The organism is Gordonia sp. IITR100 (genome assembly GCF_002009645.1).
Classification (GTDB): Bacteria; Actinomycetota; Actinomycetes; order Mycobacteriales; family Mycobacteriaceae; genus Gordonia; species Gordonia hongkongensis.
Genome location: NZ_MVKV01000015.1, coordinates 19,194 through 33,129, shown reverse-complemented (window position 1 = coordinate 33,129; position 13,936 = coordinate 19,194). Strand labels below are relative to the sequence as shown.

The 13,936-nt window shown below is 68.4% G+C and carries 18 protein-coding genes and 1 tRNA gene; 7 read left to right on the top strand and 12 right to left on the bottom strand.

The genetic code is table 11. The features are described from left to right. The first annotated feature begins 51 nt into the window (after positions 1-51). Entirely contained in the window at positions 52-411 is a 360-nt protein-coding gene (locus B1818_RS18225; RefSeq protein ID WP_226513021.1) for an Lsr2 family protein, read from the top strand. Between the two features lie 311 nt (positions 412-722). Next, a complete protein-coding gene (locus tag B1818_RS18220) occupies positions 723-1,007 on the top strand; it encodes a hypothetical protein (RefSeq protein WP_078113600.1) in 285 nt (94 codons plus the stop codon). Position 1,008: 1 nt separating this feature from the next. On the opposite strand, the gene B1818_RS18215 is transcribed toward B1818_RS18220, so the two are convergent. The 3 genes from B1818_RS18215 to B1818_RS18205 all read right to left on the bottom strand — a co-directional run bounded on the left by B1818_RS18215 (position 1,009) and on the right by B1818_RS18205 (position 3,888). Continuing rightward, entirely contained in the window at positions 1,009-2,397 is a 1,389-nt protein-coding gene (locus tag B1818_RS18215; protein ID WP_078113570.1) for a PQQ-binding-like beta-propeller repeat protein, read from the bottom strand. Positions 2,398-2,400: 3 nt separating this feature from the next. Further along, complete coding sequence (locus tag B1818_RS18210) at positions 2,401-3,744, bottom strand: hypothetical protein (RefSeq protein ID WP_078113569.1); 1,344 nt, start codon at positions 3,742-3,744, stop codon at positions 2,401-2,403. 62 nt (positions 3,745-3,806) lie between these two features. After that, a tRNA-Leu gene (locus B1818_RS18205) sits at positions 3,807-3,888 on the bottom strand. A 96-nt stretch (positions 3,889-3,984) separates the two neighbouring features. On the opposite strand from B1818_RS18205, the gene B1818_RS18200 reads away from it, so the two are divergent. The 5 genes from B1818_RS18200 to B1818_RS18180 all read left to right on the top strand — a co-directional run bounded on the left by B1818_RS18200 (position 3,985) and on the right by B1818_RS18180 (position 7,290). Continuing rightward, a complete protein-coding gene (locus B1818_RS18200; RefSeq protein WP_058250000.1) occupies positions 3,985-4,422 on the top strand; it encodes a hypothetical protein in 438 nt (145 codons plus the stop codon). Further along, positions 4,419-4,769 carry a DUF3817 domain-containing protein gene (locus B1818_RS18195; RefSeq protein WP_058249999.1) on the top strand — a complete coding sequence of 117 codons (351 nt, stop codon included), beginning with the start codon at positions 4,419-4,421 and terminating at the stop codon, positions 4,767-4,769. Before B1818_RS18200 ends, B1818_RS18195 begins: the two co-directional genes overlap by 4 nt. 49 nt (positions 4,770-4,818) lie before the next feature. Then, positions 4,819-5,925: a glycosyltransferase gene (locus tag B1818_RS18190; protein ID WP_078113568.1), complete on the top strand. Its 1,107-nt coding sequence runs from the start codon at positions 4,819-4,821 to the stop codon at positions 5,923-5,925. 157 nt (positions 5,926-6,082) lie between these two features. Then, positions 6,083-6,655: a TetR/AcrR family transcriptional regulator gene (locus tag B1818_RS18185; RefSeq protein WP_078113567.1), complete on the top strand. Its 573-nt coding sequence runs from the start codon at positions 6,083-6,085 to the stop codon at positions 6,653-6,655. Beyond that, positions 6,652-7,290: a GNAT family N-acetyltransferase gene (locus tag B1818_RS18180; RefSeq protein ID WP_058249996.1), complete on the top strand. Its 639-nt coding sequence runs from the start codon at positions 6,652-6,654 to the stop codon at positions 7,288-7,290. The genes B1818_RS18185 and B1818_RS18180 overlap by 4 nt, the downstream gene beginning before the upstream one ends. Before the next feature lie 29 nt (positions 7,291-7,319). On the opposite strand, the gene rdgB is transcribed toward B1818_RS18180, so the two are convergent. The 9 genes from rdgB to B1818_RS18135 form a co-directional block, all read right to left on the bottom strand. After that, on the bottom strand, positions 7,320-7,934 hold the full coding sequence (gene rdgB / locus B1818_RS18175; protein ID WP_078113566.1) for an RdgB/HAM1 family non-canonical purine NTP pyrophosphatase: 615 nt from the start codon (positions 7,932-7,934) through the stop codon (positions 7,320-7,322). Further along, positions 7,934-8,689, bottom strand: a complete 756-nt coding sequence (rph, locus tag B1818_RS18170) for a ribonuclease PH (RefSeq protein ID WP_058249994.1) — start codon at positions 8,687-8,689, stop codon at positions 7,934-7,936. Before rph ends, rdgB begins: the two co-directional genes overlap by 1 nt. A gap of 35 nt (positions 8,690-8,724) precedes the next feature. Then, entirely contained in the window at positions 8,725-9,489 is a 765-nt protein-coding gene (locus tag B1818_RS18165) for a cyclic nucleotide-degrading phosphodiesterase (protein ID WP_078113565.1), read from the bottom strand. Between the two features lie 78 nt (positions 9,490-9,567). Then, complete coding sequence (murI, locus tag B1818_RS18160; RefSeq protein ID WP_176455956.1) at positions 9,568-10,374, bottom strand: glutamate racemase; 807 nt, start codon at positions 10,372-10,374, stop codon at positions 9,568-9,570. Further along, positions 10,374-11,003 carry a rhomboid family intramembrane serine protease gene (locus B1818_RS18155; protein WP_078113564.1) on the bottom strand — a complete coding sequence of 210 codons (630 nt, stop codon included), beginning with the start codon at positions 11,001-11,003 and terminating at the stop codon, positions 10,374-10,376. The genes murI and B1818_RS18155 overlap by 1 nt, the downstream gene beginning before the upstream one ends. 25 nt (positions 11,004-11,028) lie before the next feature. Further along, the gene (locus tag B1818_RS18150; RefSeq protein WP_058249991.1) at positions 11,029-12,000 is read right to left on the bottom strand and encodes a PLP-dependent cysteine synthase family protein; all 972 of its coding nucleotides are present in this window, start codon (positions 11,998-12,000) and stop codon (positions 11,029-11,031) included. A gap of 2 nt (positions 12,001-12,002) precedes the next feature. Continuing rightward, positions 12,003-12,290 carry a MoaD/ThiS family protein gene (locus B1818_RS18145; RefSeq protein WP_078113563.1) on the bottom strand — a complete coding sequence of 96 codons (288 nt, stop codon included), beginning with the start codon at positions 12,288-12,290 and terminating at the stop codon, positions 12,003-12,005. 2 nt (positions 12,291-12,292) lie between these two features. Further along, positions 12,293-12,700: a Mov34/MPN/PAD-1 family protein gene (locus tag B1818_RS18140; protein ID WP_065629055.1), complete on the bottom strand. Its 408-nt coding sequence runs from the start codon at positions 12,698-12,700 to the stop codon at positions 12,293-12,295. Between the two features lie 112 nt (positions 12,701-12,812). After that, positions 12,813-13,913, bottom strand: coding sequence for a P1 family peptidase (locus tag B1818_RS18135; RefSeq protein ID WP_078113562.1), 1,101 nt, complete (start codon positions 13,911-13,913; stop codon positions 12,813-12,815). Between the last annotated feature and the right edge of the window lie 23 nt (positions 13,914-13,936).

The following is a 13,936-nucleotide window of genomic DNA, read 5'->3' as shown; positions in this document are numbered from 1 at the left end:
GGAAAGCGCAGGTCCATGCTTCCCGCGCGTCTATCGACTACCGTTGGGGGCGTGTCGAAAATTCAGACGGTGACCTTTGTCGACGACCTGGACGGTCGCGAACTCGATCCCCAAGACGCACAGACCGTTTCGTGGTCGTGGCTCGGTGTCGACTACGAACTCGACGTGTCCGCTGCCAATCTCGACAAGATCGAGCAGGGCAAGGTGACAGTCGCGAAACTACTCAAGGCATCGACCCGGGTCGGTGGCCGACGACGGTCGCCATCCGCACGGACGAAGACCAATTCCGCCGGGAGTGGTGCGTCGGTGAATGCCTCGATTCGAGACTGGGCAGCCGAGAACGGATATGAGGTGTCCGCACGCGGCCGCATTCCGAACGACATCGTCGAGGCATACAACTCCGCACACTGATGTAGCCCACCGTGTTGTCACATTGATCGCCAGAGCCCGATTCTTCGGACTCTGGCGATTGTTCTTCCGCGGGGCTGATTGTCGATCCCCCGCCGATTACGTTCTGCCCTAAGGAGTTCCGCCGGCAGGGCGGAAAAACCCTGCGGCGGCGTCGAATCGAGATGCCGCGCAGATTCCGCCACCGATCAGCACCTTCCCCGTCTTCATCCTGTCAATGGACATCTTTGATAAACTGATGTCCACGCATGGTGTGCCACCGACGTGCAATGCAGTCACCGTCGGAGGCCACCCGAGGGGGACAGGACAACCGGATGAGCACAACGGAGAACGAGTCGGTCGACGCCGACCACGCTGACGGCGAGGCCCCAGGGGAGGTCACCGTGGCGGCCCGGGTCAGGGTCACGCTCGACGACGGTTCGACAAGGGAGGGCGAGGTCGTCGACGACTTCGCGGACCTGGCCGGCGACACCACCGTCGAGACCCGTATCGATGACGAGCACACCGCCCGACTGCGCCGCTGGGCGATCTCGACCGACGATCATCAGATCGTCTTCGCCGACGACGACGCGGTCGAGGTCATCTCGGGCGAGCTGTGACTCAGAGCGGCGCGAGCCCGATCATCCGACGGTCGGACGAGAAGATCCAGCCGTCGCCGTAGGGTTCGAGTGCACTGCCGGTTGCGAACGCCTCCGGGTCGGAATCGATCGCGAGGAACGGCGCCGTCCACGCGACCTCGCCGGTGGTGACGTCGACAGCGGTCAGGGCGGTGCCATCACTACCGGCCAACAGACCATCACGGTAAGCATCTGGACTCACCGTGGCGTTCGCATACTCATCCCACACGTTGTGCCACAGGCGTTTCCCGGTGTGGAGGTCGATGCCACTCTCGCTGCGGACCCTGCTGTTGGTGTCGAGCAGGTACACAACGCCGTCGACGACCGCTGTGACGGTTCCTGTTGCGTTGGAGTCGCGCGAAATGAGGTCGCCGTTGGTCCACAGCCGGTCGCCGGTGGCGCGGTCGTAGGCCGAGTCGCCGAGCAGGACGGGGTCGGCGTCGGTCGTGGACTCGTACCCCGGTCGTTGCACGGTGGGGGCAGAACTCGACGCGATCACCTTCCCGTCCGGATCCCGGAGTAGTTGCTCGGTCGCGTGACCGGCCGACCGGCAACCGGTGTCGGCGTGGACGAGGAACCCGCCCGGCAGCAGTGACGACGTTCCGACGCATTGTGAGCCGTTGGTCCACAATTCTGCGCCCGACGTTGCATCGAATTGCGCGACGTCGCCGCCGGTGCGCACCAGGCCCACACCATCGATCACGGCGAGAGCCTCGCTGCTGTACACCTCCTCATAGGAGGCGCCCATGTCGAGTCGGCGGGTCCAGTGGGCGGACACGTCGTCGAAGGTGCCCGAGTGGACTCGCACGTCGTCCTCCTCGACGTTGCCCTCAGCGACGTACAGGGCGTCCGACGTGGTCGTGATGGCGAAGATGTTCTCGGAGACCCTGCGTCGTACGGATTCACCCGAGTCGATGTCGTAGCTGACGAGTTCGTGGTTCTTGCGCAGGGCGTGGCAGTAGATCATGCCATGGAGGGGAACGTCACTGCAGCTGACGAGGTCATGTGCCGGAGCCTGCCAGCGAACCTGTCCGTTTGTCGCGTCGATGCCGATCATCACGGGGTCACCGAGGGTCATTCCCTCGTTCGGGGTACCGACGACGGTGAGAAGCGTGTCGCCGGACCGGATCATTCCGGGTTCGCCGACCCCGTACGCAGTGCCCGCGCGCGGGTCGGCGAAAGCCGCGAAGGGGCGACCCAGCCGGTCGGCAGGGTCGAGCGACCACGCCAAACCCGGTGTCGCCGCTGTCGTTCCGGTGATCTTCTGCACTGTGGCCGGAACCCGGTCCACCCACACCACGGTTGCCGCGGAGACCGTCACGACCGCGGCCACCGCGGCGACAATCAGTGTCCACGTGCTTCGGGCCGGCACCGGTCAGAGCTCCAATCCTGGTGTCAGGGCGATCTGTTCCAGCTCTTGTATCAACAGCGGCTCGGTCGGTGAGGCCGCCGTCGAACTCACCGAGACGCGCGTGCCAGTCGGGCGGGTCACCACCGCCGAATGGGTCGTCTCCCTGATCTGTTGCCGTGGGTCGGTCGTCGAAAGCCTCGACTGCCGCACGACGTCGGTCTGGACCACGGTGCCGTCGAGTAGGGTGCGTTGCGTCTTCTGGCTGCCCCGACCCGGAACCGGGCGTTCCACAGACGGCCTCGGTTGACCGCCGACGATCGTGATCTCGAGTGCCACACCATCTCCGAGGTTCGCGACACCGGTGCACAGCATGCCCTCCGCGTTCGAACCGACCGGCACCATCGGCGGCAACCGGGCGCCGCCCAGATCGACCGCTGCGAGAACGGAATCGAGAGCGCGAGCCTTCCCACGCGTCACCGACGGGCCCTTGTACGACTCGAACGGGTTGGCGCAATCCTCCATCGGCGCCGGTGTATCCGGGGCGACCGGAGTGCTGACGCGGAGCCCCGGATCACGGACGATCCGGACCAGCTCGTCGACAGTCAGCGGGATCGACCCACTGTGGTCCTGCCTGCTGCCGCCGATCGCGTCATCGGCTCGCGCGATGATCCACGATCCGTCGGGCACGTAGGCACGTGCCGTCCTGCTCAGCGCGCGCACCCCGTCCACTTCCTGCCAGGTGTCGTGGACGTCGACCACCACGCCGTCGGGCAGCGTACGACGCTCGTCGAGTTGCCCTGCCACACATGACGGAACAGTCGCTGACGCGCGCCGGACATCGACCGAAACAGCGCCTCTGCCCTCACCATTGATCAATACGCCTCGGGCCGAAGTGAATCCGCGAGGCTCCGGATCCGGCTCGCCGAAGGCGATGATCGGCTGGAAGACAAATGACTGCTCCGGACTCGCGAATTCGATCTCGGCTTCGACCGGCAGCGCGTTCACCAGCGCTGTCGACATCGCGGTCGCCTTCGGCCCGTTGAACCACGGGAACTGAGGGTTGTCGTATGTCGGTTGCCCCATCCCCGTGTACGCGGTGTAGCCCGACTGGTCGGGAGCCTCGACGACGGTGCATCCAGGGATCGGGGCGTTCGGGTCGACCGGCTCGCTGACGACAACCGGTGTCTTCACGGCAGCGGAATCGGAATGTTCGGTCGCCGAGGACGCCGGGGACGGCGTCGTCAGCTCGGGATCGGTTGGCGGCAGCACCAGCCCGACCACCACGAAGGCGAGAGCGACAACCGATACCAGTGCCAATGCGTAGGTCCACGCCCGCTTTGATGCCGACGAGCCCGTGTCGTCGACCATCGATGCCGCTCCGCTTCACCTACAGACGCCGTCAGGCCGGCCGGCGCCGAACAAGCACAGAGTGCGCGAGGGGGGACTTGAACCCCCACGTCCTGAGACACTGGAACCTAAATCCAGCGCGTCTGCCAATTCCGCCACTCGCGCGTGGGCGCGACTCGCCGGAGTGTGAGTCACGCAGTGTAACGGCGACCACCCTACCGCCCGCGTTCTGATCATCGCAGGCCAGGTACCGTCGTAGCCATGTCCCCCACCCGCCGCCGCACCCACCGGCCCGCGCTCACGGTGCTCGCCGTATCCGCCGCGGTGGTGTGCCTGGTGCTCGCGTGGTGGCAGTGGTCACGCTATGAGTCCGCATCCGGTTCCGGACTCAATCTCGGCTACGCCCTGCAGTGGCCGGCGTTCGCCGCGGCCGTGATCTATGCCTATCGACGTTTCGTCATCCTGGAGAGCGATCCCGAGGAAGCCCGCAAGGTCGCGGCGAAGAACTCCGTCGCCGAGATCCCGGAGGGCATCCTGCCCGAGCGCCCCACCACGCCCAGCGCGTCGTCGTTGGCATCGCCGGACCCCGCCAACGATGTCGCGCTGGTCGAGTACAACCGCTATCTCGCCGAGCTCCGCGACGCCGACGCGCACACCACCGACGCCCGACCCACCCCCTCATCGAAAGGCCCGCAGTGACCGAGACCGACCCCACCGCCCCCGCCCTCGCCGCCCCGGTGGAGAAGGTCCGCGGCGCGCTGTTGCGGTATCGCGTCCTCGCCTGGATCACCGGCGTGTGGTTGCTGCTTCTCGTCGTCGAACTCGTCCTGACCTACGGCTACGACAACCACGCTCTGGACTTCGTACCGTTCGTGCACGGCTGGGTGTACTTCGTCTACCTGATCATGGCCATCGACCTCGCTATCAAGGTCCGCTGGAGCGTCGGGAAGACCATCATCACCGCGATCGCGGGCACCATCCCCTTCCTGTCCTTCTGGTTCGAGCACAAGCGCACCAAGGAAGTGAAGGCGCAGTTCAACCTCTGATCTCCTCGTGCTGGACGGCCGTTCACCCGGGTCCGGCTGACTGGACCCCGTGCGGATCGTCCAGCTAGCGAACTTCTACGGCGGCCGCTCCGGCGGTCTTCGTACCGCCGTGGACCGCTGGGGCGCCGGCTATGTCGGGGCTGGTCACGACGTCGTCCTGATCGTCCCCGGCGCTGATCCCGGTGAGGAGACGCTCGCTTCGGGCGTCACCCGGATCACCGTTGCCGCGCCGCGGATTCCCGCCTCGGGCGGCTACCGCCTGGCGTCGGCCCGACGCGTCGCCGACGTCCTCACCCATCTCCGTCCCGACGCCCTCGAGGTGTCCGACCGCCTCACCCTGCGGGGTTTCGGCCGGTGGGCCCGCGCGCGAGACGTCCACTCGACGATGGTGTCCCATGAACGCCTCGACCGACTGCTCGGCCAGGTCATGCCCGGCCGCACGGCACGTGCACTGGCCGACCGCGCGAACGCGGCCACCGCCCGTGACTACGACACCGTCGTGTGCACCACCGACTTCGCCGCCGCGGAGTTCGATCGCGTGAGGGCGACCAACGTCGTCCGCGCCCCGCTCGGCGTCGACCTCGATGTCTTCGACCCCCGGCACCTCGACCCGAACCTGGGCGCACGGTGGTCCGACGGCACCGGAGCGCTCATCGCACACTGCGGACGCCTCTCGGTGGAGAAGCGCGCCGACCGCAGCATCGCCGCGCTCGGCAGACTTCATCGGTCGGGAACGCCGGCGCACCTGGTGATCGCGGGCGACGGACCGATGCGAGCCCCGCTGCAGCATCTGGCCCGCGGGTTACCCGTGACCTTCCTGGGCCATCTCTCCGAGCGGAGTCAGGTCGCCGCGCTCCTCGCCAGCGCCGACATCTCCCTTTCCCCCGGTCCGCACGAGACCTTCTGCCTCTCCGCGCTGGAATCACTGGCCGCCGGCACACCGGTCATCGGGTCGCAGTCGTCGGCAGTCGCGACCCTGGTCGACGACACATGCGGCGCAGCTGCCGAGGACTCTGGCCCGGGCTTCGCGAGCGCGATCCGGCAAGTTCTAAGCATCCCCCGCGTCGACCGCGAACGGGCGGCGCGTCATCGAGCGACCCAGTACCCCTGGCCCGACTCGGTCGCGCGGATGTTGGGAGTCCACGCGGGCTGCTGAGCGCCCCTCTGCTTCGCCCCGTGCACAGGCGATGCATTTCGACGCCCGGTCGACGGGATCGAGCGCACAATCAACGGGCCATTGAAACTGTACCGTCTGGACGGTATAGTTATAAGCGATCCGGGAAGTCCCCGGGACATCGAGCACGGAGGGTCCGATGGCACGCACGTCCGGGCGGAGTGCCGCCGACACCCGACGGTTGATCCTCGACGCCGCGGCCCGGCTAATTTCGCGACACGGTGCCGCCGTGTCCGTCTCCGAGATCGCCGCCGCGGCCGGGGTGTCGAAGGGCGGACTGCTCTACCACTTCCCCGCCAAGGACGGCCTGCTCGAAGAACTCGCGGCGGACCTGATGGCCCAGTTCCGGTCGAACGTCGAACGGACCGCCGACGAGGAGGACGACGCGCCGGGACGGCTGACCAGGGCCTACATTCGGGTGAGTTTCGCCGACGCGCGAGACTCCGCCGGCCTGCGCGACCAGATCGCGCTGGCCGCCAGCCTGATGTACGAACCGGGCCCGGCCGCGCTCGCCCAGCAGGACGCTGATCACTGGCGCGCCGCGCTGTCCGACGACGGTCTCGACCCGGCGGTCACGCGACTGATCATCGCGGCCGCCGACGGCTCGAACACCGCTCCCCTGTGGGGAGCCGTCCTCGACGACACCGAACGGGCCGCCCTCGAAGCAGACCTCATCGCTCTCACCCACACACACGCAAAGAAGGGATCATGACCGACATCACCTACCGCCCCTACCGTTCCACCGACGCCGAAGACGTCAAGAAGATCATCGACGAGGCGTTCTACATCCACCGCTACGTCCACGGACAACACGTCCTGGACGCGGCACTCGAGGTCTACCTCCGCGAGCAACTCGTCGCGAGTACCTGGAGTCGCGTCGCGGTGAAGGACGGCCGCGTGGTGGGAATCATCCTGGGACGGATCGACGGCGAGCCACATCTCGGCGAGCGGACGAAGAACCGCGCGCTGCTCTGGGCGCATACCGCCAGAGCTGCGATTCTCGGACTGCCCCAGTGGAAGTCGCTGCGGGCCCTGTTCGCTTTCGAGTCGGTGGCCCACCGGCTCGGCGCCGCGACGGGCACGTCGCTCGACGACGAACTGACCCTGTTCGCCGTCGCCTCGACGACGCGCGGACACGGCGTCGGAGCGGCGCTGTACGGCGCGTTCCTCGACCATCTCCGAAGCCGCGGCCGCTCCGACTTCCACCTGTACACAGACTCGCTGTGCACCTTCGGATTCTACGAGCGGCAGGGCATGTCACGTGCCGGCGCCGACGATATGGACATCCTGCTCGACGGCGAACCGCACACGCTGGGGGTCTACATCTACACCGGCGCCGCGAGCTGATCGGAGTCCGGACGCCGACGCAAGGGGGGTCAGCCCGCGAGCGCCCGCAGCGCCGGAACCAACTGCGCCAACGCTTTTCCGCGGTGACTGAGCCCGTCCTTCTCCGCCGGCGACAGCTCCGCCGCGGACCGGCCGTCGGCGATTTCGTCGTCGGGGGCGAACAACGGGTCGTACCCGAAACCGTGCGGCCCGCGCTCCTCCCGCAGGACCCGCCCACGCCACTCGCCGCGCACCACCGTCTCCGTCCCGCCCGGCAGCACGAGCGCGCAGGCCGAGACGAACGCGGCGCCGCGTCGTTCGTCCGGGGTGTCCGACAGCTGGGCGAGCAGCAGCGCGTTGTTGGCCGGGTCGTCCCCGTGCCGGCCCGACCAACGCGCCGACAGCACGCCCGGCATGCCGTTCAGGGCATCCACCGCGATACCGGAATCATCCGCGAGACATGGGATTCCGATGGCCTTCGCACCCGCGCGGGCCTTGATCAGCGCATTGTCCTCGAAGGTGGCACCGGTCTCGGGCTCCTCCGGGTAGTCCGGCACCGCGTCGAGGCCGACGATCTCGACCCCGGTGATGCCCGCGGCGTCGACGACGCGCTGGAGCTCGGCGAGCTTCTTGCCGTTGCGGCTCGCGAGAAGCACCGAGTGCATCAGGCCCGTCCGGGAAGTTCGCCGGGGTACGGCTCGGCGAGTACGGCTCGCTGCGCCTCGAACAGCTTCTCGGTTCCGATCGCGGCCACGTCGAGCAGCGCATCGAGCGTCGAGCGCGGGAACGTCGCACCCTCGCCGGTGCCCTGCACCTCGACGAGCGTGCCGGCGTCGGTCGCCACGACGTTCATGTCCACCTCGGCGCGCGAATCCTCTTCGTAGGGAAGGTCGAGCCGGACGCGGCCGTCGACAACCCCCACGCTGACCGCAGCGATCGCGCACGAAAGCGGTTGCGGGTCGGACAGTTTGCCCGCGGCACGCAGGTAGGTGATCGCGTCCGCCAGCGCGACATAGGCACCGGTGATGGCTGCGGTGCGGGTACCGCCGTCAGCCTGCAGGACGTCGCAGTCCAGGGCGATGGTGTTCTCGCCCAGGGCACCGAGATCGACGCACGCACGCAGCGACCGGCCGATGAGTCGACTGATCTCGTGGGTGCGACCACCCACCCGGCCCTTGACCGATTCACGTGACGACCGGTCGTGGGTGGCGGCGGGCAACATCGCGTACTCCGCGGTCAGCCAGCCCAAGCCTGAACCACGACGCCACGGCGGGACACCCTCGGTGACACTCGCGGTGCACATCACCCGCGTCTTGCCGAATTCCACCAGGACCGAACCCGCCGGATGGCTGGTGAAACCGCGGGTGAACGTGATGGGACGGAGTTCGTCGTCGGCTCTGCCGTCAGCTCGTGTGGTCACGGGTCTCACTGTAACGACCGGCGCGGACACGACAGCTAGGTGAGGTCGAAGACCTGTCCCTGGCTGACGAGCTCCGTCGGACCGGAGAACGTGCTGCGGGCCTCGGCGAGGATCTCCGCCGAATCGGACCACGGGGCGACGTGGGTGATCGCGAGTGTTCGGACGTTCGCCTTGGTCGCGGCCTCCCCCGCCTCGATGCCCGACATGTGCAGATCCGGTGGGCGCTCCGAGGGCGCATGGGTCCACGACGCCTCGCACAGGAACAGGTCGGCGTCGGCCGCGAGGTCGATGAGTTCGTCGCACGGTGCGGTGTCTCCGCTGTAGGCGATCACCTGTCCGTCGGGACCGGTGATCCGCAGACCGAAGGTGTCGGGCGGATGATTGACGTTCATCGCCCGGATTCGCATCCCGCCCAGGGTGATCTCCTGGTCGTCGCTCCAGTCGTGGACGTCGAAGGTGTCGGTGATGTCGTCGAGCTGTCCGGGGAATTCCGACGACCCGTAGCCGATCCGGAGGGCGGTGCCGGGTGGGCCGTAGAGCGGCGCCCGCCGCCGTGCCGGCTGTGGTGCGTACCGACGCCAGACGAGCATCGCGGGCAGATCGAGGCAGTGATCGGCGTGGAGATGACTGAGGACGACGGCGACATTGTTGGGGTCGGTGACGCGCTGCAGTTCGCCGAAGACACCCGGGCCGCAGTCCACGAGGACCGGTTGTTCACCGGGTACGGAGAGCAGGTAGCCGGAGCACGCGGCTCCCGGTCCGCCCACACTGCCCGAGCACCCGAGGACCGTGAGACGCATAGGCCCCACTGTGCCACGATTCCGCGCGCGGGCGGCGGCATACGGGTCACAAGTGCGCGGCGATGCGCAGTTGACCCCTCACACGTGCTGCACGGCTCCGATCACCGGCCCCAGGAATCGGTTCGACAGTTTCGCGAAGAGCTCCGGGTCACCGGTCGCCTGGAAGACGCGGGTGGCGTCGCGGCCGGTGTGCGGGTGCAGCAGGTCGGCCTCGGTGAGGACCCGGAAGAGGTCCTTCGCCGTCTCCTCCGCGCTCGACACCAGGGTGACCTCGTCGCCCATCGCCAGCTGGATGACCCCGGACAGCAGCGGGTAATGGGTGCAGCCGAGGACCACGGTGTCCACGCCGGCCTGCTGCAGTGGTTCGAGGTAACCCTGCGCGAGTCCGAGGATCTGCCGGCCGCTGGTGATACCGCGTTCGACGAAGTCGACGAACCGCGGACAGGGCACCGCGGTGATCACCGCGTCGCGTGCTGCCGCGAACGAATCCTGATATGCCCGTGAGGAAATCGTCGTCTCGGTACCCAGCACGCCGATCCGGCCCGTCTTGGTGGCGACCACCGCGCGGCGCACCGCCGGCAGCACGACTTCGATGACCGGGATGGGGGCGTATCGCTCGCGCGCGTCGCGGAGGCAGGCGGCCGAGGCGGTGTTGCAGGCGATGACGATGGCCTTGACCCCGCGCTCGGCGAGGTCGTCGCCGATAGCGAGGGCGTGGCGTCGGATCTCCGGGATCGTGAGGGGACCGTACGGCCCGTTGGCCGTGTCGCCGATGTAGACGATGTCCTCGTCCGGCAGTAGATCGATGATGGCGCGCGCGACCGTCAGTCCCCCGACACCCGAGTCGAAGATCCCGATGGGTGCGTCCTGGCCGCCCGCCGCGATTATGGCGCGACCCCCGGTGCGGTGACCGCCGGCTTCCGTCGATCCCGGGCCGCGAGTGCCCACGCCGCGAACACGCCGGCGATCGCACCGAACAGGTGGGCCTGCCAGGACACGAACGGGTCCGAGGGCAGGACGCCCCACAGGATCGATCCGTACACGAGGAACAGCACGAGGCCACCGAGGATCTGCCACAGATCGCGGTTGAACAGGCCGCGGACGATGAGGAAGGTGAGCCAGCCGAACACGATGCCCGACGCCCCGACGGTGATCGAGTACGGCGCTGCGAACAGCCACACACCGACCCCCGACACCACCCAGATGATGCCGGTGACGATGAGGAACCGTCGCGTCATCAGCAGGAGGAAGCACAGCACCGCGCCGGGCATCAGGTTGGCGAACAGGTGTTGCCAGTCGCCGTGCAGCATCGGCGCCCACAGGATGCCGTCCAGTCCGTCGACCTGTCGTGGTTCGATGCCGTTCTGGTCGAGGTCGTAGTGGGTCGCCACGTCGATGGCCTCGATGACGAACAGCACCGCGACGATGCACGCGGTGATGATCGCCGAACGCAGCCACAGCGGACGCGCGCGTCGCGCGGGCTGCTGCCCGACCGGCGGGGTGTACGAGCTCATGGCTGGAAAGTCCTCGGTAGCGGGGTCAGGCCCAGAGCTGGCCTTCGAGTGCCTGCTCCGCGTCGTCGAGACTACCTTCGTACGCCCCGGTCGACAGATACTTCCATCCCGCGTCGGGCACGACGAAACCGATGTCGGCGCGGGTACCGGCCTTCAGTGCCCGTCGGCCGATACCGCGCGCGGCCTGCAGGATCGCACCGGTGGAGATCCCCGCGAAGATGCCCTCGAGGTCGATCAGTTCCCGCACCCGCGCGACCGCGTCGACGCCGGTCACCGAGAAGCGGCGGGTCAGCACCGAGTCGTCGTAGAGCTCGGGGATGAAACCCTCGTCGATGTTGCGCAGGCCGTAGACCTCGTCGCCGTACCGGGGTTCGGCGGCGACGATCTCGATCTCGGGGTTGCGTTCGCGCAGGAACCGCCCGACGCCCATCAGCGTTCCGGTCGTGCCGAGCCCGGCGACGAAGTGGGTGATCTCGGGCAGGTCGGCGTACAACTCGGGGCCGGTGCCCTCGTAGTGCGCCGCGACGTTCGCCGCGTTGCCGTACTGGTAGAGCATCACCCAGTCGGGATTGTCCGCGGCGAGGCCCTTGGCCACCGCGACCGCGGTGTTGGAGCCGCCCGCCGCGGGTGAGGAGATGACCTGCGCGCCGAACATCCGCAACAGCGAGCGCCGTTCCTCCGAGGTGTTCTCGGGCATCACGCAGATCAGTTGATAGCCCTTGAGTTTCGCCGCCATCGCGAGCGAGATGCCGGTGTTGCCGCTCGTGGGTTCGAGGATCGTCGAGCCCGGCCGCAGCAACCCGTCGCGTTCGGCCTGCTCGATCATCCGCAGCGCGGGGCGGTCCTTGATGGATCCGGTCGGGTTCCGGTCCTCGAGCTTGGCCCACAGGCGGACGTGCGGGCCCTCGTCGGAGTCGTCCCAGCGCGGCGAGAGCCGTTGCAGACCGATGAGCGGGGTGTTGCCGACCGAGTCGATCAGGGAGTCGTAGCGGGCCACGCTCAGCCGCCGGCGACCGCGGGCAGGATGGTCACCTCGTCACCGTCGTCGATCGGGGTGTCGAGGCCGCCGGAGAAACGCACGTCCTCGTCGTTGACGTAGATGTTGACGAACCGGTGCAGTTTGGCGGTGCCGTTCTCGTCGGGCGCGACGAGTCGTTCCTTCAGCCCGGGGTTGCCCGTCTCGAGGTCGTCGATCAGGGCGGCCAGCGTCGAACCCGACCCCTCGACGCGCTTCTCCCCGCCGGTGTGAGTACGCAGGATCGTCGGGATGGATACGGTGACAGACATTCTCAGCTCCTGATCTCGATCTCTTCTTCGGTGACCGCACCGTCGACGATGCGATAGCTACGGATCTCGGCGGTCTCGGGGTCGCGCGTGGACACCAGCACGTAATGGGCGCCGGGCTCGCCGGCGTAGGAGATGTCGGTGCGGCTCGGGTACGCCTCGGTGGCGGTGTGCGAGTGGTAGATCACGACGGGTTCCTCGTCACGGCGGTCCATCTCCCGCCACACCGCGAGCTGCTCGGCCGAATCGAAACGATAGAAGGTCGGCGACCGCTCGGCGTTGATCATCGCGATGAAACGCTGCGGATCGTCGGAACCCTCCGGCCCGGCGATCACCCCGCAGGCCTCGTCGGGATGGTCGGCGCGCGCGTGCGCGACCATGGCGTCGACCAGCTCCTGCCCGATCTTCAGCATCGGTGTCGCATTCTCCTGTCCAGACGTGTCCGCACCCGGGAACCCCGGGTTCTCCGAGGCGCAACATCGTCGCCGCGGCACCTATTCCGTTCGCCGTTCGCGACGACCCCGGTCAGCGGAACGCCGACGGCGCCGCCTGTGCGTAGGTGGGGATCGATGCGACCGGTTCCGCCGCGAGGACCGCGTTCACGATGGCCTGCTGGACGACGTCGGCCGCGGCCCGGCACACCTCGGCGACCACGGCGACGTCGGCATGCATACCCGCCGGCGCCGGCGCCGGTGTCGACGGCCGGACCGCACCCGTGGCGATGCCGAAGATCGTGTCCCCGTCGAGCGGCGAGTGCGCGGGCCTGATCGCCCGCCCGAGACCGTCGTGTCCGGCCATCGCCAGCCGCTTGGTCATCGGCGCGTCGAGCACGGCATCGGTGGCCACGACACCGATCGTCGTGTTGAGCACGGTGTGCTTCGCCGCGAGGTCGGCGAGCGAGTCGATGTCGGCGGCCGACGGCCGGCGCAACCCCAGGCGGCCCAGTTCGGTCTCGCCGAGGTCCCACGGCAGCCCGGTCTGCGGGTCGATGACCGCCCCGACCGGGTTGGCGACCATCACTGCACCGACGGTGATGCCGGCCGCGGGACCGGCGTCGAACGTCATCGACGCCGTCCCGACCCCGCCCTTGAGCGCGCCGGCCCGGGCGCCGACACCCGCACCCACACACCCGACGGCGAATTCCGTGTCCGCCGCGCGGACCGCGTCCATTCCGAAGTCCGCGCCGGGTCGGTGGTCCCAGGCACCGACGGGGAGGTCGAAGATCACCGCGGCGGGAACGATCGGCACCACGTGCCCGCGGTCGTCGAGCGGGAGTCCGATCCCGTCGGCCTCGAGCGCGCGCATGACCCCGTCGGCGGTGGCCAGTCCGTAGGCACTACCTCCGCTGAGCACGATGGCGTGCGCGGTCTGGACCGTGTTCGACGGGTCGAGGAGATCGGTTTCGCGGGTACCCGGACCGCCACCGCGGACGTCGACGGCGGCGATGGCGCCCGGCGCCGACACCCGTACGACGGTGGTCCCGGTGGCCCACCCGTGACCGTCGGGGGCCTCCGGTGCACCGGCGACCCGGGCGTCGGGGTCGACGCGGTGCGCGTGCCCGACGGCGAGGCCGGCGATGTCGGTGATGCGATTGCCGGCCGGGGCCGGTCGGCCGAGTGTGCTCACGAGACCCCTGACGTCGAAGCGGA

What these genes read in the sequence shown, in the direction of transcription:
- B1818_RS18185 (WP_078113567.1), top strand. Translation starts at nt 6,083, where the DNA reads ATGGCACGCACGTCCGGGCGGAGTGCCGCCGACACCCGACGGTTGATC.
- B1818_RS18200 (WP_058250000.1), top strand. Translation starts at nt 3,985, where the DNA reads ATGTCCCCCACCCGCCGCCGCACCCACCGGCCCGCGCTCACGGTGCTC.
- B1818_RS18140 (WP_065629055.1), bottom strand. Translation starts at nt 12,700, where the DNA reads ATGCTGAAGATCGGGCAGGAGCTGGTCGACGCCATGGTCGCGCACGCG.
- B1818_RS18145 (WP_078113563.1), bottom strand. Translation starts at nt 12,290, where the DNA reads ATGTCTGTCACCGTATCCATCCCGACGATCCTGCGTACTCACACCGGC.
- rdgB (WP_078113566.1), bottom strand. Translation starts at nt 7,934, where the DNA reads ATGCACTCGGTGCTTCTCGCGAGCCGCAACGGCAAGAAGCTCGCCGAG.
- B1818_RS18155 (WP_078113564.1), bottom strand. Translation starts at nt 11,003, where the DNA reads ATGAGCTCGTACACCCCGCCGGTCGGGCAGCAGCCCGCGCGACGCGCG.
- B1818_RS18180 (WP_058249996.1), top strand. Translation starts at nt 6,652, where the DNA reads ATGACCGACATCACCTACCGCCCCTACCGTTCCACCGACGCCGAAGAC.
- B1818_RS18165 (WP_078113565.1), bottom strand. Translation starts at nt 9,489, where the DNA reads ATGCGTCTCACGGTCCTCGGGTGCTCGGGCAGTGTGGGCGGACCGGGA.
- B1818_RS18210 (WP_078113569.1), bottom strand. Translation starts at nt 3,744, where the DNA reads ATGGTCGACGACACGGGCTCGTCGGCATCAAAGCGGGCGTGGACCTAC.
- B1818_RS18220 (WP_078113600.1), top strand. Translation starts at nt 723, where the DNA reads ATGAGCACAACGGAGAACGAGTCGGTCGACGCCGACCACGCTGACGGC.